The 23526-nt window shown below is 68.5% G+C and carries 24 protein-coding genes and 1 pseudogene; 10 read left to right on the plus strand and 15 right to left on the minus strand.

Annotation, left to right across the window (positions count from 1 at the left end):
* Positions 1-651, plus strand: a complete 651-nt coding sequence (locus tag ACFVIV_RS07240) for a TetR/AcrR family transcriptional regulator (RefSeq protein WP_379193906.1) — start codon at positions 1-3, stop codon at positions 649-651.
* On the opposite strand, the gene ACFVIV_RS07245 is transcribed toward ACFVIV_RS07240, so the two are convergent.
* The 4 genes from ACFVIV_RS07245 to ACFVIV_RS07260 all read right to left on the minus strand — a co-directional run bounded on the left by ACFVIV_RS07245 (position 580) and on the right by ACFVIV_RS07260 (position 3824).
* Positions 580-1323 (minus strand): TMEM165/GDT1 family protein, encoded by a 744-nt coding sequence (locus ACFVIV_RS07245; protein ID WP_379193907.1) that lies wholly within the window; start codon positions 1321-1323, stop codon positions 580-582. The genes ACFVIV_RS07240 and ACFVIV_RS07245 overlap by 72 nt on opposite strands.
* A 319-nt stretch (positions 1324-1642) precedes the next feature.
* Positions 1643-2164, minus strand: coding sequence for a peptidase (locus tag ACFVIV_RS07250; RefSeq protein ID WP_379193908.1), 522 nt, complete (start codon positions 2162-2164; stop codon positions 1643-1645).
* 178 nt (positions 2165-2342) lie between these two features.
* The gene (locus ACFVIV_RS07255; protein WP_379193909.1) at positions 2343-2966 is read right to left on the minus strand and encodes a superoxide dismutase; all 624 of its coding nucleotides are present in this window, start codon (positions 2964-2966) and stop codon (positions 2343-2345) included.
* 246 nt (positions 2967-3212) lie between these two features.
* A complete protein-coding gene (locus ACFVIV_RS07260; RefSeq protein WP_379193910.1) occupies positions 3213-3824 on the minus strand; it encodes a hypothetical protein in 612 nt (203 codons plus the stop codon).
* Positions 3825-4043: 219 nt separating this feature from the next.
* Between ACFVIV_RS07260 and ACFVIV_RS07265 the strand changes: the two genes are divergently transcribed.
* From ACFVIV_RS07265 to ACFVIV_RS07280, 4 genes are read left to right on the plus strand one after another with little or no spacing between them, the layout of a single operon-like run.
* Complete coding sequence (locus tag ACFVIV_RS07265; protein ID WP_379193911.1) at positions 4044-4403, plus strand: rhodanese-like domain-containing protein; 360 nt, start codon at positions 4044-4046, stop codon at positions 4401-4403.
* A 14-nt stretch (positions 4404-4417) separates the two neighbouring features.
* Positions 4418-5491, plus strand: coding sequence for a DUF4328 domain-containing protein (locus ACFVIV_RS07270; RefSeq protein ID WP_379193912.1), 1074 nt, complete (start codon positions 4418-4420; stop codon positions 5489-5491).
* Positions 5488-6255, plus strand: a complete 768-nt coding sequence (locus ACFVIV_RS07275) for a glycerophosphodiester phosphodiesterase (RefSeq protein WP_379193913.1) — start codon at positions 5488-5490, stop codon at positions 6253-6255. The genes ACFVIV_RS07270 and ACFVIV_RS07275 overlap by 4 nt, the downstream gene beginning before the upstream one ends.
* Before the next feature lie 23 nt (positions 6256-6278).
* A complete protein-coding gene (locus ACFVIV_RS07280) occupies positions 6279-7196 on the plus strand; it encodes a DUF5926 family protein (RefSeq protein ID WP_379193914.1) in 918 nt (305 codons plus the stop codon).
* Positions 7197-7526: 330 nt separating this feature from the next.
* Here ACFVIV_RS07280 and ACFVIV_RS07285 read toward each other — a convergent pair whose 3' ends face one another.
* The 4 genes from ACFVIV_RS07285 to ACFVIV_RS07300 all read right to left on the minus strand — a co-directional run bounded on the left by ACFVIV_RS07285 (position 7527) and on the right by ACFVIV_RS07300 (position 11235).
* Complete coding sequence (locus ACFVIV_RS07285; RefSeq protein ID WP_379193915.1) at positions 7527-8075, minus strand: ferritin; 549 nt, start codon at positions 8073-8075, stop codon at positions 7527-7529.
* Between the two features lie 105 nt (positions 8076-8180).
* A complete protein-coding gene (locus tag ACFVIV_RS07290; RefSeq protein ID WP_379193916.1) occupies positions 8181-9566 on the minus strand; it encodes an LCP family protein in 1386 nt (461 codons plus the stop codon).
* Between the two features lie 50 nt (positions 9567-9616).
* The gene (locus ACFVIV_RS07295; protein WP_379193917.1) at positions 9617-10414 is read right to left on the minus strand and encodes a CPBP family intramembrane glutamic endopeptidase; all 798 of its coding nucleotides are present in this window, start codon (positions 10412-10414) and stop codon (positions 9617-9619) included.
* Positions 10415-10464: 50 nt separating this feature from the next.
* Positions 10465-11235, minus strand: coding sequence for a DUF2470 domain-containing protein (locus ACFVIV_RS07300; RefSeq protein WP_379193918.1), 771 nt, complete (start codon positions 11233-11235; stop codon positions 10465-10467).
* 87 nt (positions 11236-11322) lie between these two features.
* Here ACFVIV_RS07300 and ACFVIV_RS07305 point away from each other — a divergent pair, with 87 nt between their 5' ends.
* The 3 genes from ACFVIV_RS07305 to ACFVIV_RS07315 all read left to right on the plus strand — a co-directional run bounded on the left by ACFVIV_RS07305 (position 11323) and on the right by ACFVIV_RS07315 (position 13385).
* Positions 11323-11745 (plus strand): hypothetical protein, encoded by a 423-nt coding sequence (locus tag ACFVIV_RS07305; protein ID WP_379193919.1) that lies wholly within the window; start codon positions 11323-11325, stop codon positions 11743-11745.
* Between the two features lie 63 nt (positions 11746-11808).
* Positions 11809-12726 carry a prephenate dehydratase gene (gene pheA, locus ACFVIV_RS07310; RefSeq protein WP_379193920.1) on the plus strand — a complete coding sequence of 306 codons (918 nt, stop codon included), beginning with the start codon at positions 11809-11811 and terminating at the stop codon, positions 12724-12726.
* Positions 12723-13385 (plus strand): histidine phosphatase family protein, encoded by a 663-nt coding sequence (locus ACFVIV_RS07315; RefSeq protein ID WP_379193921.1) that lies wholly within the window; start codon positions 12723-12725, stop codon positions 13383-13385. Before pheA ends, ACFVIV_RS07315 begins: the two co-directional genes overlap by 4 nt.
* A gap of 140 nt (positions 13386-13525) precedes the next feature.
* Here ACFVIV_RS07315 and ACFVIV_RS07320 read toward each other — a convergent pair.
* The 7 genes and pseudogenes from ACFVIV_RS07320 to ACFVIV_RS07350 form a co-directional block, all read right to left on the minus strand.
* Positions 13526-14155, minus strand: a pseudogene (locus ACFVIV_RS07320) (SDR family oxidoreductase); the annotation flags it as partial.
* Positions 14156-14292: 137 nt separating this feature from the next.
* On the minus strand, positions 14293-15120 hold the full coding sequence (locus ACFVIV_RS07325) for an ESX secretion-associated protein EspG (RefSeq protein ID WP_379193922.1): 828 nt from the start codon (positions 15118-15120) through the stop codon (positions 14293-14295).
* Positions 15117-16298: a PPE domain-containing protein gene (locus ACFVIV_RS07330; RefSeq protein ID WP_379193923.1), complete on the minus strand. Its 1182-nt coding sequence runs from the start codon at positions 16296-16298 to the stop codon at positions 15117-15119. Before ACFVIV_RS07330 ends, ACFVIV_RS07325 begins: the two co-directional genes overlap by 4 nt.
* Positions 16299-16307: 9 nt before the next feature.
* Entirely contained in the window at positions 16308-16619 is a 312-nt protein-coding gene (locus ACFVIV_RS07335) for a PE domain-containing protein (protein ID WP_379193924.1), read from the minus strand.
* A 98-nt stretch (positions 16620-16717) separates the two neighbouring features.
* Positions 16718-17071 (minus strand): metallopeptidase family protein, encoded by a 354-nt coding sequence (locus ACFVIV_RS07340; RefSeq protein WP_379193925.1) that lies wholly within the window; start codon positions 17069-17071, stop codon positions 16718-16720.
* Between the two features lie 2 nt (positions 17072-17073).
* The gene (locus tag ACFVIV_RS07345) at positions 17074-18246 is read right to left on the minus strand and encodes a septum formation family protein (protein ID WP_379193926.1); all 1173 of its coding nucleotides are present in this window, start codon (positions 18244-18246) and stop codon (positions 17074-17076) included.
* A 69-nt stretch (positions 18247-18315) separates the two neighbouring features.
* Entirely contained in the window at positions 18316-19902 is a 1587-nt protein-coding gene (locus tag ACFVIV_RS07350; RefSeq protein ID WP_379193927.1) for a GMC family oxidoreductase, read from the minus strand.
* A 233-nt stretch (positions 19903-20135) separates the two neighbouring features.
* Here ACFVIV_RS07350 and serS point away from each other — a divergent pair, with 233 nt between their 5' ends.
* Positions 20136-21398: a serine--tRNA ligase gene (gene serS / locus ACFVIV_RS07355; RefSeq protein WP_379193928.1), complete on the plus strand. Its 1263-nt coding sequence runs from the start codon at positions 20136-20138 to the stop codon at positions 21396-21398.
* Positions 21399-21616: 218 nt separating this feature from the next.
* Entirely contained in the window at positions 21617-23485 is a 1869-nt protein-coding gene (locus ACFVIV_RS07360; RefSeq protein ID WP_379193929.1) for a putative bifunctional diguanylate cyclase/phosphodiesterase, read from the plus strand.
* Positions 23486-23526 lie beyond the last annotated feature (41 nt).

Consider the following 23526-nt stretch of genomic DNA (forward strand, 5'->3'; position numbering starts at 1 on the left):
ATGACCGATTCGGCTGTCACCGCCCGCCAGCTGCCCCGCGGCCGCCACGGTCTGCCGCGGGAGACCGTGGTCGCGGCCCAGCGCGACCGCATTCTGCTCGCCATGGCGGAGGCCATGGCCGAGAACGGTTATGTCGGAACGCCGGTGGCGGCGGTCATCAAGCGGGCGGGCGTCTCCCGGGAGACCTTCTACGAGCAATTCCGTTCCAAGGAGCACTGTTTCGAGGCCGCCTTCGAACGCACCGTGGAACTGCTGCTGGCCGGTGTGCTCGCCGCCAGCACCGAGGGGCCCGAGGACGAGACCCAGGTCCAGCGCATCGAGCGCCTGCTCACCGCCTACCTGGATGCCCTTGCCGCACAACCGGCCTACGCCCGCCTGTTCCTGGTCGAGGTGTACGCGGTCGGCGCCGAGGCCATCGCCCGCCGCACCCAATTGCAGGAAACCTTCGTGGCCATGGTCGCCGACACCCTGGGCGCGGAATCCGAGGAACAACGTTTCGCCTGCCAGACCCTGGTGGCCGCGCTGAGCGCCATGGTGACCGCCCGCATCGCGGTGGGCGATGTCGACGGCCTGCGCTCGCTACGGGAGCCGCTGCTCGACCTGATCCGGCGCAGCGGGGAACTCTTCGGCAGCGCGCCGCTCGGCGAGTGAGGCCCGGCGGCGCAGCAGCGCCAGCGCCAGCCCGGCCAGCGCCGGCAGCACCGCCGCCAGCGTGAGCACCGCGGGCGTGCCGAGGCCGTCGGCGAAGGCGTCCAGCAGCGTCATGCCGCCGAAGTAGAGGAACAGCAGCCCCGAGGCGATGGCAATGAGCCGTTCGGGCAGATGCTTGCCCACGGTGACGCCGATCAGAATGGCGAGCCCGCCCGCCGCGACCATGCCGGCCACCGAGCCGATCCACACCGCCAGCCAGCCGTTCTTGGTGGCCAGGGCCATGGTCGCGAACATGGTGCGGTCGCCGAGTTCGGCCAGCAGGAAGGCCGACAGCACCACGAAGAAGGCGGATCGCGACGTCGATTGCGGCGCCGCGGCAGCCGTCCCGTCCTCGGACTCGCGACCGGGCAGGGTTTCGCGCAGGGTCCACAGGCCGACGCCGATCAGTGTGGCGGCCGCGAAGGCGGCGATGACAGTGGTCGGCAGCGCGGCGCCGAGGAAATGGCCGACGCCCACCGCGATGAGGTTCACCAGCACGCTCGCCGCGGTGATGGCGCTGAGCACGACCCACCAGCGATAGCGCAGCGCGAAGGTCAGGGCCATCAGCTGCGACTTGTCGCCCAGTTCGGCGAGGAACAGCGCGCCGAAACTCAGCAAAATCGTGGTGATCATTTCTTCTCAGCTCCAAGGTCTCCGGCCTGCCGGCTGAGAATGCGGGGTCGCTTCAGCCGACACCCGCACCGGTAAATCGGTTTGGTTGTCATCGGCCGAAGGTCTCGCCCACCGGATGACTCCGGTTCACGCAGCCGGATCCGCGATGGACCAGTATGTCGACTGCGTGATTGGGGGCTACTCCCCTTCGCTGTCCGCCACTCTATCGGGCAAATCCGGCGCCTGCAAACGCGCGTAACCGAAATCGCAATGCGCACAATAAGTTTGGAGACACTGCCGCGATTCTTCGGGAACCCTTACGCGGGCGTTCCCGCCACCCTCACGCCGCCAGCAGCATGGCCAGAACCGCGGTGTCGGGATCGCTGATCGGGTCCACCCCCACCCGGCTCACCATGGAGGTCACCGCCCCGTCGGAGTCGGTCTCCACCCACGCCGCCCGATGCTCCAACCCCAGATGCGGCAGCCCCGGAAGCAGCAGGCACCCGGAAGCGGCACCCGTGCACTCCGGCAGCGTAGGCCGCGTCTCCCGCGGCGGATGCAACATGATCAGGGCCGGTGGCACATGTTCGGCAAACTTCCCGGGCGCCAGCGCCTCCTCCCCGAGCACCGTCCCCTCCGCGATCACCAGCCCCACCATCCCCGGCTGCGGCTCATCGGGCAGCTCCTCCCGCGCCCCGAACACCGTCGTGGTCGGCAACAACCCCGGCAAACTGGCCACCCGCACCGCCAGCACCAGCACCTGCGCCCACTCCTTCGTCGAATCCGGCCACCGCCCGGAGATCACGAACCCGCGCAACGACCCGCGCGCCTGAAACGGCATCACACCGATCTGGTCGCTCATTGTGTGCCTCCCGAGCGATCCGGGGGCGGCTCTGCCCAACCAACCCTTGACCACCAGGTTGTACCCACAACGAACTGGCACACAAGTACCAGTGAGTGCTAGCAGAGGGGGCGCTGAGCACACAGAAACGGCTCGCGAACCGGTTGGTTCGCGAGCCGTTGCCTCGAGCCGGGTTGCCTCAGCCGAAGATGAGACCCTTGCCCTGGTTCACGGCGCGGGCGAAGCGGTCCTGCACCTCGGCCCAGTTGACGACGTTCCAGAACGCCTTCACGTAGTCGGCCTTGACGTTCTTGTACTGCAGGTAGAAGGCGTGCTCCCACATATCCAGGCCGAGCAGTGGGATGATGCCGAGCGGCACATTGCCCTGCTGGTCGGTGAGCTGGAAGGTGAGCAGCTTGCCGGCCAGGGTGTCGTAACCCAGCCAGGCCCAGCCGGAGCCCTGCAGGCCGTTGGCGGCGGCGGAGAACTGCGCGACGAACTTGTCGAAGGACCCGAACTGGTCGTCGATGGCGGCGCCCAGGTCGCCGACCGGCTTGTCGCCGCCGTCCTTGGACAGGGTCTTCCACCAGATGGAGTGGTTGACGTGCCCGCCCAGGTGGAAGGCCAGGTTCTTCTCGTTCAGGAAGATGGCGGCGTGGTCGCCGGACTCCCGGGCGGCCTCCAGCTTCTCCAGCGCGGCATTGGCGCCGGCCACGTAAGCGGCATGGTGCTTCGAATGGTGCAGCTCGTTGATCTGCCCGGAGATGAACGGCTCCAGGGCGCTGTAGTCGTAATCCAGATCTGGCAGCGTGTAAACAGCCACGATGTCCCTTCCTCAGTGTCGGGGGCTTAGTGTGCCCTGCCGGCGATTGCCGTGGCGCACCCAACCTTCATTCGTACACCCGCTCCGGTGCAACCGGGCTTTCTCCCCCTACATTCCGGTCCGCCCGGAGCTTTCTCAATCTGTGGAATCGGTCGTGATTGTCATGGCGGGCACGGCGAAGGGCCGCCCCGCGCGAGCGGAACGGCCCTGGCGCTTTCGCGACACCGGCGTGATCAGGCCACGAAATTACAGCGGCGGCACGATATTCGGCTTCTGGGTGCGGGGGTCGTTGGCGTCGTGGGCCTTCCACCACCGCACGCCGCCGGCGATGAACTCGTCGACGGGAATGTCGTTGCCCTGCTTGTCCTGCACGGTGACGCCCTCGAACCAGACCCGCACATCCAGCTCGCGCGGATCGATGCCCTCCTCCTGGGAGAACTCGAGCATGTGCGCGGCCGGCCGGTCACCGAGGGTGGTGTCGAAGCTGAGCAGTTTGCGCCACTGCGTCCAGGCCTTGTCGTCGAGATCGAGGAATTCCCAGCCGTGCAGCGCACCGCCGCCGAAGCTGCTGACCGCGTCGTGCAGGCCGTCCACGGTGAGCGGCAGGATGACCGGTTCCAGATCGTCCCAGCGCTGCATGCGGAACGAGGCCGCGATCCGGCTGACGCCGGTGAGGGTCAGATATACGTCGCAGTCGTCCGGCGGCGGGCCGTCGACGGGCAGGGTCAGGACGTCGAGTTCCAGCCGGAGCGTGCCGGCCGCCGCGTCGACATCCACACCGAGGCAGGTTGCCTCGGAGAGTGCGGTATTGAGTCCGGTGATATCCAGTCCGTCGAGTAGCCCCCTGTGCGCGGTCATAGCGCCAGGCTACCGATTCGCCCTGGCAGGTCCAGGGATTTCCGGTTTTCGCGCGCCGACCGGCGCGCCTGCCCTCGAAGCACCCGACATACAAGGACAATCAGGACAGGTCTGAAGCTGTGGATCAGGTTGTGGATTATGTGGATAACTCCCGGCCGGACTGCCGCGTACCCGGATAGAACTGCACAGCTCCGCGACGCCCGTGGCAGGATCGAAAGTGTGACCAGTCCCCATGTCCCCTCGGTTCCGATCGACGCCGTGCCTGCGGAATTCGATGCCGCCGAGTCCGGCCTGGGCACCGCACTGCTACTGGATGTCCGCGAGGACGACGAATGGCGGCTCGGGCACGCGCCCGGCGCCATCCACATTCCCATGGTCGACGTGCCCGCCCGCATCGACGAATTGGACTATGACGCCGAGATCTACGTCATCTGCCGGCAAGGTGGCCGTTCCCTGGACGTGGTGCGCTACCTGAACCAGGTCGGTTTCGAGGCGGTGCAGGTCACCGGCGGCATGGTGGCCTGGCAGCAGACCGGGCGCCCGCTCGCCGGCGACGGCGACGAGCCGAAGATCTACTAGTGAACGGGGGACACGTGGCCGACTCGCGCTCGCCGGTCGTACAGCCCTGCGCCCGGTGCGGCGCCCGCTGGGCCGTGCAGGGCAAGCCGCTGCACTGGTGCCCGCGCTGCCACGGCGTCCTGCTCTCACCGGCGCCGGTGGACGCGCCACCGGAACGCCGCAACTACCGCTGGGTGGCGCGCCCGCCGGGCCGCAAGGCCCATCCGGATCGGACGCCGCCGCGGCGCGCGGTGAACCCGGAAACCCCGCGCTACACCCAGATTCCGCGCTGGGGACTGCAGGACCGGCCGCCGCAGCAGGCCGTCGCACCGCAGAGCCGGCTCGACCGCCTGGCGTCGCGAATTCCCCGGCTGCTCACGCTCACCGCCGTGGTCTTCGGCCTGGCGGCGCTGGCCGAATTGCTGCGCTACGGCATTCTGCTGCGCAATCGGACCCGGCTGATCCATCCCTGGCTGTTGTGGGGATCCGATGCGGCCGTGATCTTTTCGGCGGTGCTGAGCCTGGTGTTCGCGCTGGTGAGCGCGGTGGCGCTGGTCGCCTGGCTGGCCCGGACCCGGCGGGCGGCGTATACCGCTGCCGGCAAACGGGATCCGCGTTCGCCGCGCATGCTCGCACTGGGCTGCCTGGTGCCCGGGGTGAATCTGATCTTCCCCGGCGTCTTCCTGACCGAGGCCGCGCGGGTGCGCTCCGAGGCCGGCGGCCTGCTGCGCGTGGTGCGGATCTGGTGGGGCGCTTGGGTTCTGAACGGCGCCCTCGTGGTGGTCGCGGTGCTGTACAAGTTCGCCGGGTCGCTCCAGGTGGAGGCGGACGGCGTGCTGTTCACCGTGTGGACGAATCTGATCGCCGCCGGGGTGGCGGTGCTCACGCTGTGGGTGGTGCGCGCCTTCGCCGGACAGGATCTGCGCGGCCGCGAACTGACCGTGAAGCGCTGGTTGATCGCCCCCGCCGGGCCGGAACCGGTCATCGAACCCGTGCAGCCGGGCGCGGGCGCCGCTTCCGCCGGACGCGCGCCCGCCGCCGCCGTCGGGAATGATGAGGCCACCGCATCGAATCCGGAACGCGAGCAAGAGGAGGTATTGGCGAAGTGAGCTCGGCCAATCGCGCACCGTTCGTGGTCGCGCACCGGGGAGCGTCGGCGGCGCGACCCGAACACACCCTCGCCGCTTACGAACTCGCGTTGCAGGAAGGCGCCGACGGCGTCGAATGCGATGTCCGGCTCACCAAGGACGGCCACCTGGTGTGCGTGCACGACCGCACCGTGGACCGCACCTCCTCGGGCACCGGCGCGGTCAGCGAGATGACCCTCGACGAACTCGAGGCCCTCGATTTCGGCGCCGCGGGCGAGCCCGCCCCCATCCTCACCCTGGCGCAGCTCATCGAACTCGTCCTGGACTGGAAGAGCCGCCCCACCAAGCTCTTCATCGAGACCAAGCACCCGGTCCGCTACGGCGCCCTGGTCGAGACAACCCTCCTGAACGAGCTGCAGCGCTACGGCATCGCCACCCCCGCCTCCGCCGACCACTCCCGCGCGGTGGTCATGTCCTTCGCAGCGACCGCCGTCTGGCGCATCCGCCGTGCCGCCCCGCTCCTCCCCACCGTCCTGCTCGGCGAGTCCTCCCTGTACCTCGCCGGCGGCGCCGCAACCACCGTGGGCGCCACCGCAATCGGCCCCTCCGTCCGTTCCCTCCGCGAGCACCCCGACCTGGTGGACCGCGCCGCCGCCGCAGGCCGCGCCACCTACTGCTGGACCGTCGACGATCCGGACGACGTCAAGCTGTGCGCCGACCTGGGCGTCAGCTGGGTCGCCACGAATCACCCGGGCCGCACCAAGACCCTGCTCACCGCCGCGTAGTTCAGCCTGTAGCTTTGCCTGCTATGGGTAAGAGCAAGCGGAATAGTCCCAAGCCGGACAGCAACCGGGCGCAGAAGCTGGCCGCACGCCGCGCCGCGCAGGAGCAGGCCGCGCAGACCGTCACGCGCCCGTTCGAGGGCTTGGCCGCGGAATGCGATCTCGTCGCGCTACGGGAGTTCGTGCCGTCCGCGACCGCGACGCTGAAGCTGTCGCCGAATGTCGCCGCCGAGCGTGCGGTCACCCTCGCCACCGTGCTGCCCGGTGCGGTGGCCGCGCTGGTGCGGGCCGGGGACGAGGCCACCGGTTTCGTCGGCACGCAGGTGCAGTTCCAATCCGGTGATCCCGCAGCCGATCTGGCGAACGCCATCCTGTGGACCCAGTCCGCGGAGCCGGGCGAATCGCTGGCCGCCGCGAGTACCGATGGCGTGCCGGGTCTTTCGGAGGTGCTCGATGCCGGCGCCGCCCTGGATCTCACCGTGCATCAGGACTTCAACTGGTGGGTGCCCGAGGGCGTCACTCCCGACCCGCAGGTGGCCGCCACCATCGAGCAGGCCAATCAGGCCATCATGCCCTCGGCCCGCCTGAACCTGGGCGCGGACGGCATCGGCGCGGCCTGGTGGGTGGATGCCGGGGAGAAGGCGCATCTGCGCTGGGTGCGGCCCGAGGACGAGGATGCGCTCATGCTGGCGCTGGCGCGCCTGCACGCGGCCGGCGGTCTGCACCTGGGCGAGGGCTCCCGTTTCGCGGGTTCCTTCCGCACGCATGGCCTGCTGGTTCCGGTATTCGATCTTGATCCGGAAAAGCACGCCACCGAATGGGAGGCTCCCGCACGCGAATTCGGCGCCCGCCTCGCTGACGCGCTGAAGAACGACGCGCCGCTGACCTCGGATGAGCGTCGCTCGCGCGATGGCCTGCGCTCGCGTCAGGTGACCCTGCGCTGAGGCTCTGAGCTGCGCTTTCCGGGCCGCTCGCCGGTGGGTTCCGACCCATGGCGAGTGGCCCGGAGCCTTTATCGGGGAATTTTTTGAAAAACGCTCTTTTCGCAACCTGTTCTAGGTTACGTTCTCATCACCCCAGAAGGTCGGGGGCCGGTAGGGGAAACCACACCGGGCAGTGATGAGGAGAAAACAATGGATGCCATTCTCGAGCTGATCAAGGGTCTCGTTAGCACTCTTTCCAGCAGCCTCTCCAAGGAATGATCGACCTTCCCCGGTAGATCAGCGACAGCCCCGGTCCAGCGCAAGGGACCGGGGCTGTCGTGATAAAGAAAACTACAGTGCGCCGCCGGCGGCGTGCGGAGCGCCGGACGCATCACTCGGGGAACTCATTTCGCGCGAGACGTAATTCTCCAGATCGAACAGGTTCGCACTGGCCCGTTCGGCGACGGTGAGCAGGGTGCGCATGGTCGACACTTCCTCGACCTGCTCCTTGAGGAACCACTGCATGAACTGCTCACCCTGGTAGTCGCCCTCTTCGCGGGCGGTCTTGGCGAGCTGGACGATCTGCTCGGTGACCGTCTGCTCCTGGGAGAGCGCCAGGGCGATGGGCTCCTTGGCATTCGCGAATTCGGACTTCGCGGCATCGGTGTTCGCCACTTCGACGCTGATATCCAGGTCGAGCAGGTAGCGGGCGATCATCATCGCGTGATTGCGTTCCTCGACGGCCTGCTTGTAGAAATACTTCGCCAGGATCGGCAGATCGGCATTGTCGAACCACAGTGCAATGGCGATGTACTGGTGCTCGGCATTGAATTCGTTGCGGATCTGATCCTGCAGCAGGGAGTGGAACTTGCTGCGCTTGGTTTGGGTGCGGGTCGACATGTGGACGACATTAGCCCTGGTCACACCGCGTGTCATCCAAGTGCAACCTTATTGAGCACAGCCTTATTGAGGCAAGTATTACCTAAAACGAGTGTCCCGATTGCCCTAATTTCCGACCGTGGTGATGAGGTCCGCGGGGATCGGCTCATCGCTTTCCAGCGCCTCGAAGAACCTGCTCGCGCGGTCTTTGTCCCAGAGCAGCACATTGCCCACATCCGTATCGGTGAACCCGCCGATCGGGACCGTGGTTGCCACCGGATCGCCACTCAGCGCCTTGCCCAAAAGGGCCAGATGCCAGACGTGATCTCCGTCATCCACCTTCAGAGCCTTCGTCAAGCCCTGTATCAGCGGCCAGGCCCGGAACGGGTTGGCCAGGGTGGCCGGGCTCGACGCCTTCTTCAGCAGGGCGCTCAAGAACTTTCGCTGATTGAGCATGCGATCCAGATCGGCACTGGCGGTGGCGCGGGAGCGCACGAACCCGAGCGCGTTGGCGCCATTGAGTTCCTGGCAGCCCGCCGGCAGGTCGATGCCGGCCAGCGGATCATTGATGGGCTGGTCCAGGCACATGTCGATGCCGCCGACCGCGTCGACCACATCGGCGAAACCGCTGAACCCGATCTGCGCGTAATGGTCGATATGCAGTCCGGTCGCGCCCTCCACCGTCTGCACCAGCAGCTGCGGGCCACCGAAGGAGAAGGCGGAATTGAGCTTGTCCTTGCCGTAGCCCGGAATGCTCACATACGAGTCGCGCGGCAGGCTGACCAGCGTCGGCTGCCCGGACTCCGGAATGTGCACCAGCAGAATGGTGTCGGTCCGCTCGGACCCGACCTCACCGCCGGTCGCCAATTCCTGTTCCTGCTCCGGCGTGAGCCCGGAGCGGCTGTCGGAGCCCACCAAAAGCCAATTCGTCCCGGGCGTGTCGCCGGGGCGGCCCTCGTAATTGGTGAGCACGTCGATGCGCTGCAGATTCCGGTCCACATAGATCGCGGCGCCGATGGGCAGGAACAACAGCACCACCAGCAGCATGAGAATGATCCGCCCCCAGCGGAATCGGTATCTGCGCTTGCGCGGCTCCCGCGGCGGTCGGCCGCCGCGCTCGCGCCTGCCCGGTGGGACCGGTGGCGGCGGCGGGGGGCTCGCCTCCCGATAGGGGACCGGTTGCTGGGTCGGGGCGTGCGTCATGGGCGTGCCCTCGCGATCGGGATAGCGGGGCGGCTGCTGCCGCGTGCGCGCCTGCGGCTGGGGCGGCCGCGGCGGCTGATTGCGCGGCGGTTGATTGCGCGGAGTACGCGCCGGAGGCGCCTGCGAATAGGCCAGCGCCGGACCGGCTTCCTCGCGCGGCAGCCGCTTGGTTCGCCCGAGCGGATCGGGCCGGGGCCCGCGCGCCGCATGCGGTGGCGGGCCCGGATTCGGCCGGGGCGGCCGGCCCGCCCAGCCCGGCGGCGGCTCCCGGCGCATCCGTGCATTGTGCTGGGGTTCGTCGCCGTTCATCACCGATGATGCTACTGATTCGGGCGCCCGGGGGGTTCATTCCAATCGCATTACGGCAGCCAGGAGACGTGCCCGCGCAGGGCGGCGTAGCCGAGATAGGCAATGGTGTCGATGAGCGCGTGCGCCAGCAGCAACGGCCATAAACGGTTGGTGCGCTGCCAGTATCGGCCGAACAGCAGACCCATTACGAGGTTGCCGAGTCCGCCGCCCAGTCCTTGATAAAGGTGATAACTGCCACGCAGCAGCGCGGATGCGAGCAGTGAACGATGTTCCGACCAGCCGAGCGCGCGCAACCGGGTGATCAGGTACGCCACGACGAGGACTTCCTCGGCGGCCGAATTGGCCCAGGCGGTGAGCACCAGCATGGGCAGCCGCCACCAGTATTCGAGGGATCCGGGGACGATGGTGACGCTCACGCCCAGGGCGTGCGCGGTGAGATACAGGCCGAGCCCGGGTATTCCGATGACCGCCGCCAGCACGAGTCCGGGCAGCACATCGGCCCGCCACCGCAACCGGCGAGCAAGTCCGCTGGCGCGCGGCCCGATTCCGCTGCGCCACAACAGGTACAGCCCCAGCGCCGCCCAGCCGAGCAGTCGCGCCACGCTCAGGAACTGGAACAGCAGATCGATCGTCGACTGCGTGGCGCGCGAGGGGTTCAACGCAATGGTCTGCCCGCCCACCCCGCCCGGGGACAGCGCGCTCTCCAGCAGCGACAGCGCCGCATTGGCCCCGCTCAGCCCGAAGGTGACGACCAGCACCACCGCGATCTCGAGCCGGATGGCCCGTCGCTGCCGGTCGGTCGATACGGGCTCGGGCCACGTGGGTGCGGGCTCAGCTGCCGAAGACATGGCAGTCAATCTAGGTGCCGCCGGGTGCGGCGGCAGGTTGCGGTGCGGCGTCAGATGCGGTGCAGGCCGCGGCGGAACGGGTCGACGGCGAGGGCTTGCACCGCGCGGCTGAGGGATTCGACATCGTCGGCGGGCGCCGGGAAGGGCAGCCGGATGTCGTGATCGGCCTCGGCCGCCTCGACGCGCAGGGTGACGCCGTAGCGGTCGATGGCCAGCGGGTGCACCAGCGCGCCGCGGCGAATATCGGAGGGCAGGTGATGGGCCAGCCGGTCGATGACATCGGCGTGATCGGCGTGCAGATGCTGCAGCCAGGCCGCTTCCATGGCACAGAACGGGTCCGGCCGGGCGGCCCGAAGCTGGTCGCGGTCGACGGCGTCCGCGCCCGCGGTGTCGGCGACCACGGCCGAGTCCACGACCAGGCGCAGCAGGGTGGCGGTGTGGCCGATATCGAGCAGCGCCGGATTCGGATGGTCCTCGGCGACGGCCGCGGCCAGCGCGCGCTGGGCATGCGCGGGCACCGCGTGCACCCAGCCGCGCAGCCAGACCAGGGCGCGCACGGGTTCGCGCAGCGGCAGCGGGGCGTGGTCGGTGAGTTCCAGGACCGCGGGCGAGCCGGTGGTGCCGGTGCCGCCGACCAGCAGGTTGGCGGTCGAGGTGGACGGCACCGCGACCACGATGTCGCCGCACTGCCGCAGCAGATGGACCGAGGTGGGTACCGGATCGAGGCCGGGCAGGGCCAGTACCGCGCTCTCGGCGTGGGCACAGGCGCTGTGCACGCGTTCGGCGGTATTGGGAGCGACGGCCGGTGCCGCGTGGGGCATACACACCTCCGAAAGAAAATTAGGTAAACCTAAGCTAAGTGACGGTGTGATCTTGCGCAACCCATCGGCTCGCATACGGTGAAACTCGTGCCGCACGATTCCGCCCCCGCGCCCGAACCGGTCCTCATGCAACTGACCGTGCCCGGCAAGACCGGCGCGCAGACGCTGCTGGACGGACTGGTCCGCCCGATCGGCTCCGCGCCCGCCGCCGCGGAGGTCCTGGAGCCGGACGCGGACGACGAGGCCGTCTCGGAATTCCTGGTCCGAATCGCGCACGGCGACACGGGTTTCGTCGCGCGCACCGACTCCGGCGAACGCGCGCTCGCCCTCGTCGCCGCGACGGTCGCCGCGCTCTGCGGCGAGGACATCCGCACCGCGTTGACCAGCCCGGACATCGATTTCATCAAGGGCCTGAAGCCGCCCGCCGTCGAAGCGCTGCGGTCCGTCCTGCTCGCCGTCGAGACCGCCGACCCGGAGGCCGTGCACAGTGCGCTCGCCGTTCTCGGATGAGTAGTTACCGAGGAGTCGGCCAAAGCGCGGGAGGACTCCGGATCCGCAAGTAATGTCGTAGCCGTGCCGCGTATCGCCTACTTCGGGCCGTCGGGAACCTTTACGGAGATGGCCCTCGCAAAACTCGAGTCCACCGGAGTGTTCGGTGGGCCGGTCGAGCGTGTCCCGGCGGCCAGCCAGGGAGCCGCGATCGAACTGGTGCGGGCCGCGAGCGTCGAGGGCGCGGTGGTGCCGATCGAGAGTTCGGTGGAGGGCTCGATCGCGCCCACCCTCGATGCACTGGCCGTCGGTCCCCGATTGCAGATCATCGCCGAGACCGAATTGGACGTGGCGTTCACGATTCTCGGCAAGCCCGGCACCGAGCTCGCCGATGTGAAGCGTGTCGCCGCCTACCCGGTGGCCGCCGCCCAGGTCCGGTTGTGGCTGGCGCATCAACTACCCGGAGCCGAGCTGTACACCTCGGCCTCCAATGCCGCGGCCGCCGAGGATGTGGCCGCCGGGCACGCCGACGCCGCCGTCTCGACCGCACTGGCCGGGCAGCGCCTCGGCCTGTCGGTGCTGGCCTCCGGGGTCGCCGATCACGATCAGGCGGTGACCCGGTTCGTACTGGTCGCGCCGCCGCAGCCGGCGCCGCCGCGCACCGGGACCGATCGCACCTCGATCGTGCTGGAACTGGCCAACGAGCCCGGTTCGCTCATGCGCGCGTTCGCGGAATTCGCCACGCGCGGTATCGATCTCACCCGTATCGAGTCGCGGCCCACCCGCACCGGTATGGGCACCTACCGTTTCTATCTGGACTGTGTCGGGCACATCGACGACGCGGCGGTCGCGGAGGCGCTGAAGGCGTTGCACCGCACGGCCGCCCGGATCCGTTACCTCGGATCCTGGCCGGCCACCGCGCCGACCGGCACCCCGCCGCCCGCCGACGAACCGGCGGCGGCCTGGCTGGCCGACCTGAAGAAGGGGGTGGCGGACCTGTGACGGGCAAACTCATCCTGGTGCGGCACGGTGAAACCGAAGGCAATGTCGCCAAGATCCTGGACACCCGGCTGCCGGGCCTGCCGCTCACCGAACGCGGTGTGGCACAGGCGAAAACCTTCGGCTCCAACCTGGCCGCGCCGCCCCTGCGGCTGTTCTCCTCCGAAGCGCTGCGCGCCCGCCAGACCGGCAGCTACATCGAGGCCGCCACCGGCGTCCCGCTCGAGGTCCTCGAGGACCTGCACGAGGTTCAACTGGGCGATCTCGAAGGCCTCAACACCCGCGAGGCCCACGAAACCTTCCAGGACATCTACCACTCCTGGCATTTCGGCGATCTCGACACCCAGGTCCCCGGCGGCGAATCCGGCCGCGACGTACTCAACCGCTACATCCCTGCCCTGGAACGCCTACGCGACGAATACCTCACCGACTCCGACGCCGGCGACATCATCCTGGTCAGCCACGGCGCCGCCATGCGCCTGGTCTCTCGCGAATTAACCGGCGTCCCACGCCTGTTCGCCGCCAACAACCACCTGGACAACACCGAGACCATCGAACTCCTGCCGTTCTCCGACGGCGTCTGGGAATGCACCCGCTGGGGCCGCTACCCGGCCCCCTTCGGCGACAACATCGAACCCACCGGCGACGACCCGATGGGCTGACACCCTCCAGAACTGAAACGACATCGACCGGGAACTGGTGGCGGCAAACGCCGAGAAGGTCCCGCCACCAGTTCCCGGTCGGCGATATTTCAAATCGGCTGCACCTCAACGCACGAGAATGCACTGGAGATCGCAGGGGGTCAGTGGCCCATGCCGAGGCCGCCGTCGACGGGGATGACGGCGCCGGAGACGTAGCTGGATTCGTCGGAGGCGAGGAAGCTGATGACTGCGGCGACTTCTTCGGGGGCGCCGGTGCGTTGCATGGGGATGGCTTGCCGGGCGAGCTGGTGGTATTTGTCGTCGAGGGCTTGGGTCATGTCGGTGTCGATGAAGCCGGGGGCGACGACATTGGCGGTGATGGAGCGGGAGCTGAGTTCGCGGGTGATCGATCGGGCGAGTCCGATGAGACCTGCCTTGGAGGAGGCGTAGTTCGCCTGGGCGGGGGTTCCGAGCATGCCGACGACGGAACCGAGGAAGATCAGTCGTCCCCAGCGTGCGCGGAGCATGGATCGGCTCGCGCGCTTGGCGACGCGGAACGCGCCGGTGAGGTTGGTGTCCAGGGTGCGTTCGAACTGTTCCTCGCTCATCAGCGTGAACAGCATGTCGTCGGTGATGCCGGCGTTGGCGACCACCACTTCGACCTCACCGTGACGCTCGGCGACTTCGGCGAAGGCGGCATCGATGGATGGGGTGTCGGTGACGTCGCATCGCACGCCGAGTAGTCCTGCGGGCGTGTCTGTTCCGCGGTGGGTGACCGCGACCCGGTGACCAGTTGGGTGAGCCGAAATGTCCGGCCTCACTGAGGCTTACAGCTCACAAGGCGATCGGCATCAGCGGATTCCCCCAATCTCCACGGCGAAAAATGAGGGTTCCTCACACCGCCCAGAAGGCTGGCGTGATGCAGGCTTCAGACGGGCCGGGTGGCTGGGAATTCCTGTCGGAAAGGCAGCGACGCAATGAGATCTTGGAGGGCGGTGCGCAGGCGGGCGGGGGTGCCGCCGGCCAGGGAGGTCCATTTGGTGCCGTCGTCGGCGGGGGCGGCGGTGGCCAGGAAGCGGCCGTGCCGGGTGTTGAAGACGGCGATGTGGTTGTCGGTGATGTCGCGGGTGCCGTCGCCGTAGACGACGGCGACGATTTCGGCGTGGGAGTCGACTTGGACCAGGGCGGAGGCAAGGGTTTTCGCGTCCCTTGGCGGATTGCCTACCGCTGCGAGCCGGTTGGCCGTGGTGGTGACGTCGCCGGCGTCGTCGAAGATGGGGGCCAATTCCTCGGTGGGGGCGTTCATTCCGGCGAGGTCGAGGGGGTCGGCGGGGCCGAGGGCTGCCATGACGGTGCCCGGAAGGTCATGGCCCGCTTCGTCTATGACGTAGGAGTGCGGGCCGCGTAGTGCGACGACGGCGATATCGTCGCCTTGGGCCAGGCAGAAGCGGTTGACCTGGCCGTTCACGTACCAGCGCAGGGCCAGGACCCAGTGGGGGCGGTACAGGACTCGCAGGCGTTCGGCCAGTTCGGGATGCACCTGGTCGCCGTCCAGGAGTTCGCGTTCGGTGAGCGCTGCTGCGGCGGCGGTCAGGGCGGCGTCGTGGTCGGCGGCATTGTCGTAGCGGCCCATGGCATTCAGCACCACGGGCAGCTCGTCGATCGCCAATGTTTCCTGGAGGTACTGCAATTCGTCGGGGGTCAGGGTGATCGCCCGCAGGAGGGATGGTCCGCGACCCGCGCCGAGGACCGTCATCGGCCGTCGTTCGGGTCGGCGCCGATGACGGCGGGCGCGATGACCCGGCCGTCGGCGAAGTGCTCCACCGAGCGCCCGTAGTCCTTGCCGTCGTGGGTTTCGTCCTCGTCCCCGGAATGGTTGCTGCCGAGTAGCGGACTTGTGCTCGCGGAGCGGACCGGGGCGGTGGCGGCGGTATTCGGGGCGGCGGCAACGGGTTCGGTCAGCGTCGGTGCGGCCGGGGTTGCGCCGCCGCCGATTCCGGCGGCGGCGCCCCAGCCCTCGGGGAGTTTCAGTGTGCCGCCGCCGTTTCCGATGCTCACGCCCGCGCCGCCGCCGGTGAAGGACACCGCGCGGGTGCTCACGCCCGCTGCGCCCGCACCCGCCGCGGCCACGCCCATTCCGGCCATCATGGGCAGTTGGGCGCCCGCGGCGGCGGTCTGCGACAAGCCGTTGGCGACCGCGGACACGGCGGTGCCCGCGACCTGCCCGGCGGTGCTGACACCGCTGGTGACCACGGTTCCGGCGACCTGGGCGGACTGGGCGACGGCGCTGATCACGGCCGGATTATTGGCCAGCCCGGCGGCCGTGGCCAGGGCCGTCTGCACCGGATCGCCGGACATATTGGCGGCCGCGCCCGCATCGGCGGAACCCGCGCCCATGGCGATGGGCGGCGGCATGAGGAATTGGCCGGGCGTGGTGACGATGGCGGTGGTGGCGGCCTCGTAGGTCTCCATGACCAGTGCGGCGCGGATGTCGAGCGCCAGCTTGGCGGCCTCGGCGGCCTCGGCGGTGCCATTGAGCGCGCCGCCGGTCGAGTACGCGGCCACGCGGGCGGCCTCGACGACGGCGATCTCCGGCAGGCTCGGCATGGCGATCGAGGCCACGGTGTAGGCGGTGGCATTGGCTGCCGTCTTGGCGGCCATGGCGGCGGCCATGACGCCCTGCTGTTCGGCCCAGACGGTGAAGCCGGTGAGGCGGGCCAGCACATTGAGGCCGTTCACGCCCTGCAGGCCCACGCCGACCTCGGCCATGACCCGCGCGACGGTGGCGGTGGCGTCCACCCACGCGCCGGTGAGCACGCCCCAGGAGGTGCTGGCGGCGGCGATCGGAATGGCGTGCGCGCCCGCGTTCAAGGTGACGGAATTGAGTTCCGCCATGCGGGGCAGCCAGAACACCCCGGTGATTCCCAGCGTCATTGTTTCCCCCTAGACCTGAATGGCCGCGATGCCGGCGGCGCGCACCGCGTCCTGGATCAGATACTGCGCGAGCTGGCTGCGCAGCGTGGCGGCGGCGTGGTGCAGTTCGAGAATGCCCTGGGCGACGGCCCGGTCATGGCTGAAGGCGGCGTGATTGAAATGCCCGGCGGCCAGGAACGAGACCTCCTCGGTGCCGGAGGGCAGGACGTGGGTGGCCGGGCCGGCCGCCGCCGAGGCCGCGGACAGGCGCTCGGCGAGTAGGTCGAGTTCCAGGGCTGCCGCGAGGACGACCTCCGGCTGCACGAGGACGTGGCCAACCATGATCGATCTCCCTTCGGGATTCCCCCGGGTACGCAGTCGCGTCCCGATATGAAGCTTGGACGCGACGGGCATTCGATCGGTTCCCGGTTTGCCGCGAGTTAGCCCCATCCCAGCTGATGAAGGCGGTCGTCGTCAATCCCGAAGTAGTGGGCTATCTCGTGAATCACTGTGATTGCCACCTCTTCGACCACTTCTTCTTCGCTGTGACACATCTCCAGGATGGCTTCGCGGTAGATGGTCACGGTGTCGGGCAGCGCGCCGCCGTAGTGGCTGAAGTCCCGGTCGGTGAGGGCGATGCCGTGATACAGCCCGAGCAGATGCGGGTCTTCCTCATTGCGCGGTTCGATGAGCACCACGACGTTGTCGATGGCCTTCGACAACTCCGGCGGAATGAGGTCGAGCGCGTCCCCGACGAGTTCCTCGAAACGATCGTCGGACATGGAGACCGGCACGGCTACCTCGGCGCGGGAATGACCGGCGGCGCGGCGCCGGGCAGCGGCTGCGGGGTGGAGCGGCCGTTGTTCGGCGGCGGCACCGGGGCCTGCCCGTCGACCAGGATGTCGCCGCGCGCCGATCCGGTGATGGCGGCGAAGCCCTCCTGATCCGCGCCCTTGCCGATCATGCAGTTGAGGCTCTTGCTGCCCGCCAGCCAGCTGCGACTGTCCAGGTAGTCCCAGAACAGCGTGAGGGTCTTGTTGCGCAGCGCGTCCTCGGAACCGAGATAGTCGGTGGAATCCTTGGCGCACTGTTCTTCCATGAACCGGTCCTGCTCGTCCTTGGACGGCGGGCCGCCGTTGAAGTGACTGCTCAGATCCACGGTCGAGACGATCTCGAAGGCGTGCGGCTGGGCGCAGTCCACCGGATCGGTGGGCAGGTTGCGGGCAATGCCGATGCAGGTGCCGACGTCGTAGATCTTGGACTGGTTGGAGTTCTGCACGCTGCCGCTGACGGTATGGGTGGCGGTGCCGGAACTGCCCGCGACCTGAAGCCCGCAGCGCAGCGTGCGCTCGCCCGCCTTCCATCCGGCCTCGCCCGGATTGATCAGGCCGACCACGAATTTGCCGCGCGGATCGAACTTTCCGCCGAGGTAGGACTGGGCGGCGCTGACGCAGTGCTCGTCGCGCAGTTCGGAGAAGCGCAGCGAATCCGGGAACCGCGATCCGGGACCGAATTCGACGCCCGGGTACTTGCTCAGGTCGATATCGGCGGTGACCTCGAACAGATGCTTGTCGCCGCAGTCCACCTTCACCAGATCGCTGGCATTGGATTTGGACCAGGCCAGGCAGTCGCCCTGTTTGGCGGTGCCGAAGGCCTCGCCCGCGACCGCACCGGTGGGCGAGGCCGAGCCCGGATTGTGCGCCTCCACGCGCCCGGCGTGGAAGCCGGAGACGGCGACGGTGATGAGCGCGGCCACCAGGGCGCCGACGGCGACCGCGAGCAGACCCCAGCGCAGGGTCGGCGCGGACAGCGGGCCCTTGTCGAGCTTGGCGCGCAAGCCTTCCAGGGCGCCCGGCAACGACCGGCCCGTGGACCCGCCGGCGGGGCTACCGGCCGACCCACCCGTGGGCTTACCGGCCCGGCGGCGACCGGGTGTGGGCTGCTGTGGCGGAGGCGACTGTTCGGACATCGCGCTCCATCATTGCAGCGCCGCCGCACCCCCGCCATGTCCTCTTGTGTCAGGACCTGTCGGTTTCGGTCAGGCGTTGATCAGGTCGGCCGCCTTCTCGCCGATCAGCACCGCCGGGGCGTGGGTGTGGCCGCGGGTGATGATCGGCATGACCGAGGTGTCGGCGATGCGCAGGCCGGCCACGCCGCGTACGCGCAGTTCGGGATCCACGACGCCGGTCTCGCCGGTGCTCATGCGGCAGGTGCCGACCGGGTGGTAGAGGGTGTGCGAGTGGTCCTCGAGGCAGCGCCGCAGCACGTCTTCCATGGGCGTGTCGGCGGGCAAGGCAGGTTGCATGAGTTCGCCGATATGTTCCTTGAGCGCGGGCTGATTCGCGATCTCGACACAGGCGCGTAGCCCATTGAGCAGGGCGGTGCGGTCGGTGAATTCGGCGCAGTAGCGGGGATCGATGCGGGGCGCGGTGAACGGGTCGGCGGAGGAGAGGGTGATCTCGCCGGTGGACTTGGGTTTGAGCAGGATGGCCGCGAAGGTGAGCGCGTGGCCGTCCGGATCGCCGAGGCCCTCGCCGACGTACGGGGCGGGGCCGAAGATCAATTCGAGGTCCGGCAGCCCGACATCGGGATGGCTGCGCACGAAGCCGTAGGCCTCGCCGACATTGGAGGTGAGCTGGCCGCGGCGGCGTAGCAGGTAGTTGGCGAGTTCCGGAATGCTCTTGTCCGCGCCGAAGAGACTGCCCGCGCGAGTGCGGTAGACAATGGGCGCGGCCAGGTGGTCGCGCAGATTGCGGCCGACCTCCGGAGAGTGGTGCAGCACCGGAATCCCCAGCGCCCGAAGCTGGTTCGAATCGCCGATACCGGACAACATGAGCAACTGCGGGGTATTGATGGCGCCGCCGGACAGGATCACCTCGCGCTTGGCCTTGAGCTGTTTGAGCTCCCCGCCGAGCTGATACTCGACGCCGATGGCCCGGGTGCCCTCGAACAGCACCCGCGTTACATGTGCGTCGGTGACGATGGTGAGATCGCGATGCGCCTGCAGTGCGGGCCGCAGATAGGCGTCGGCGGTGCTCCACCGCGCGCCCCGCTTCTGCGTCACCATGGTCTGCGTGAACCCTTGCGGTTCATCCAGATTCGCGCGTTCGACCTTGTATCCGGCCTCCACCGCCGCCTGCAGATAGTTGAGCGTGTGCGGCCGCGGGCTGCGCTGGCGGGAGATGTGCAGCGGCCCGTTCACGCCCTCGCCGGGTTCGCTGGCGCCCTCGACCGCCTCCATGCGCTGGAAGTAGGGGAGCACCTGCTGGAACGACCACCCGGGCCCGGCGTGCTCGGCCCATTCGTCGTAATCGGCGGCGAAGCCGCGCACCCACATCATGGCGTTCATGGAGGAGGATCCGCCGAGCATCTTGCCGCGCGGCCAGTACACCTGCCGGTCGTGCAGCTCGGGCTGCGGTTCGGTGCGATAGTTCCAGTCGTTGGGACCCTGGAACAGCTGCGCGAACCCGGCCGGGATCCGGATGAATTTGTCGCGGTCGGCGCTGCCCGCCTCCACGACGGCGACGCTGGTGCCGATGCGCTCGCTCAGCCGCGCGGCCACCGCCGCACCGGCCGATCCGGCGCCCACCACGATGAAATCGACTGTGTCCGGGGTGTATTGCATGGGAACTCCTCGGAATTGACTACGCCGACCGGCCGGCTCGACAACCGTGGCACGGAAGGGATGGGTCCGCTACCGGAGGCCATGGCCCCCACTATGGCGGGGCGTGCTGGGCAGCGGCCGAAAACGCGGGAAATACCACGGGAAACTGTGAGCTCGGCGGCGGGACAAGCGGTCTCGCCCGGGCCCCGACCTGGGCGAAAATCAGTGGAGGCCGCCCACTAGGCTTATTGCCTATGATCGACCTTCGATTCCTGCGGGAGAACCCGGACGTGGTCCGTGCGTCGCAGCGTGCGCGCGGTGAGGACCCGGCCCTGGTGGACGCCCTGCTCGAGGCGGATGCGGCCCGGCGCGCGGCAGTGGCCACCGCCGACAATCTGCGCGCCGAGCAGAAGGCCCTCGGCAAGAAGGTCGGCAAGGCGTCCCCCGAGGAGCGCCCGGTGCTGCTGGCCCGGGGCCAGGAGTTGTCGGCGAAGGTGAAGGAGGCCGAGGCGGCCGAGAACGCCGCCGACGCCGATCTCGACACCGCCATGCGCGCCCTGTCGAATGTCGTGCAGGACGGCGCCCCCGCCGGCGGCGAGGACGACTACATCGTGCTGGAGACCGTCGGCACGCCGCGCGAGTTCGACTTCGAGCCCAAGGATCACCTGGAACTGGGTGAGTCGCTGGGCCTGATCGATATGGAACGCGGCGCCAAGGTCTCGGGCGCGCGCTTCTACTTCCTCACCGGTTACGGCGCGCTGCTGCAGCTGGGCCTGCTGCAGCTGGCCGCCCAGAAGGCCACCGCCAACGGCTTCACCATGATGATCCCGCCGGTGCTGGTGCGCCCGGAGATCATGGCGGGCACCGGATTCCTGGGCCAGCACGCGGCCGAGGTCTATCACCTCGACGAGGACGAGCTGTACCTGGTCGGCACCTCCGAGGTCCCCCTGGCCGGCTATCACTCGGGCGAGATCATCGACCTGAGCGAGGGTCCCAAGCGCTACGCCGGCTGGTCGTCGTGCTTCCGCCGGGAGGCCGGCAGCTACGGCAAGGACACCCGCGGCATCATTCGCGTGCACCAGTTCGACAAGGTGGAGATGTTCGTCTACGCCAAGCCCGAGGACGCCGATGCCGAGCATCAGCGCCTGCTGGCCTGGGAGCGCGAAATGCTCGCCGCCGTCGAGGTGCCCTATCGCGTGATCGATGTGGCGGCCGGTGATCTCGGTTCCTCGGCGGCCCGCAAGTTCGACTGCGAGGGCTGGGTGCCCACCCAGCAGACCTACCGCGAACTCACCTCGACCTCGAACTGCACCACCTTCCAGGGCCGCCGCCTGAACGTGCGCTACCGCGACGAGAACAACAAGCCGCAGACCGCCGCCACCTTGAACGGCACCCTCGCGACTACGCGCTGGATTGTGGCAATTCTGGAAAACCATCAGCAAGCGGACGGTTCGGTCCGAGTTCCGACCGCGCTGGTTCCCTTCGTCGGCACCGAGGTGCTGAAGCCGATCCGCTGAAAAACGTCCACTAGCAGCACTCTTCGACACCTGTGCCCCGAGGGTTCGAGGCCCGGCTCGGTCCGGACTGCGGCTCTCTCCTCCCCGCGCCTTGGAGCGGGGGAGTGAAGCGGAGGAGGGAAGACCGAGCTTGCAGGGCCTCGAACCAGCCGGAGCGAAGCGGAGGCAAATTCGGCACAGCGCAGGCAAAATTCGGCTGACCGTTTAGGCTAGGTGCCGTGCGAGGAATCGGGTCTCGCGGCGATACCCGAACCCGGGTGCGGGCGGCGTCGGCGCTGGCGACGGCAATGGTCATGGCTCGGACCACCGGGGCGTTCTACGTCATGGGTGGGGTGCTGGGTCTGATCATCACGGCGGTCGCTCCGGGTGATGAGGGCAATCGGCCGCTGGTGGGTACGGCGGCGCTGGTCGCGCTGCTGCTCGGCATCAGTCTGCTGATCTGGGGTCCGCGGATGCCGCATTCAGTGCATCACGTGTACGTCGGCATGGCGACGGTGCTGGTGACCATTGCGGTGCACTGGTTCCCGAATACCGTGGGCGCCATCAGCCTCGCCGCGTTCTATGTGTTCGTGGCCTGCGATGCGGCCATCTTCTTCGCGTGGCGCTGGCTGGGCGTGCATCTGGCCTTCGCCATCGCCTGCTGCCTGTGGGTGGTGCCCTCGCGCGGGCTGCCGTGGTGGTCGGGCCTGATTCCGGCGGGCATCACCTTCGGAATCGGCATCGTGGTGGGCATTTTGACGCGCATGGCCTCCGATGCCGATATCGACGTGCTGACCGGTCTGCTGAATCGCCGCGGTTTCGATCGGGCGTTGAGCAATGCCATCGCGCACGCCGCCCGCACCGGTCAGGGGCTGGCGCTGGTGCTGGTGGACCTGGACCGCTTCCAGAAGATCAACGACCATCTCGGCCACCGTGCCGGCGACGCCGTGCTGCAACGGGTGGGCGACACCTGGTCGAAACTGCTTGCGCCGGACCAGCGTCTGGCCCGCTACGGCGGTGACGCCTTCGCCCTGCTGCTGCCCGGCACCACCGAACAGGCCGCCATCCTGCTGACCGAGCAGCTGCGCGCCGCGGTGACCACCGGCTGTTCCGCGGGCGTGACCTCGTGGCAGCCGGGCGAATCCGGCTCGCTGCTGGTGAGCCGCGCCGATGTCGGGCTGTACCGGGCCAAGCAGGCGGGCCGCAATCGCACCGTGCTGGAATCCTCGCGGCAGCTGCCGCTGGCGGTGGAGCTGCGCGAGGCCATCGATCGCGGCACCCTCGACGTGCAGTATCAGCCCATTGTCAGCCTCTCCGACGGCGCCACCCGCGCGGTCGGGGTGGAGGCGCTGCTGCGCTGGTCCTCGCACGCGCAGCCGGATGTGACCACCGAGGGCCTCATCCGGGTCGCCGAGGAATACGACCTCATCTCCGATCTGGACGAGCTGGTCCTACGCCGGGCCTGCGCCGACGCCGCCCGCCTGCAGGAGACCTTCGCCCAGCTGGACCTGACCCTCAATGTGAATGTGAGCGGCCTGGAATTGGCCGAAACCGAATACGCCGACCGGGTTTCCGGGATTCTCGCCGACACCGGCTGGCCCGCCGATCAGCTGGTCCTCGAGGTCACCGAGAGCGAACTGGCCGCCGAGTCCGAGACCGCCATCGCGAATCTGCACACCCTGCGCGAGCGCGGCGTGCGGATCGCCATCGACGATTTCGGCACCGGCTATTCGTCCCTGAGCCGCCTGGCCACCCTGCCCAGCGACATTCTCAAGGTCGACCAGTCCTTCGTGGCCGCGATACGCTCCGATTCCCCGGCCCCGCCGCTGCTGGGAGTCATTGCGGCGCTGAGCAAATCCCTCGACCTCCAGGTCATCGCCGAAGGCGTCGAGACCGAATACCAGGCTGCGGTCCTCACCGAACTGGGCTTCGCCCTCGCCCAGGGCTACCACTACAGCGATTCGCATCCGGTCTCCGAACTCATCAGCGACCTCAACGAACGGCACGGTCTGGTCGGCGCGGGGGTCGCCGAGCACGAGGTCAACACCAATGGCTGGATCCCCCTCGATAATCCCCTTGACGGCGGTCCCGGCGGCGCGCCAAGCTGACCGCATGCGCTTGCTCGTCTACGCCGTTTGATCCTTACGCG

The sequence above is a fragment of the Nocardia sp. NPDC127526 genome, assembly GCF_042672265.1.
In the GTDB taxonomy this organism is placed as follows: domain Bacteria; phylum Actinomycetota; class Actinomycetes; order Mycobacteriales; family Mycobacteriaceae; genus Nocardia.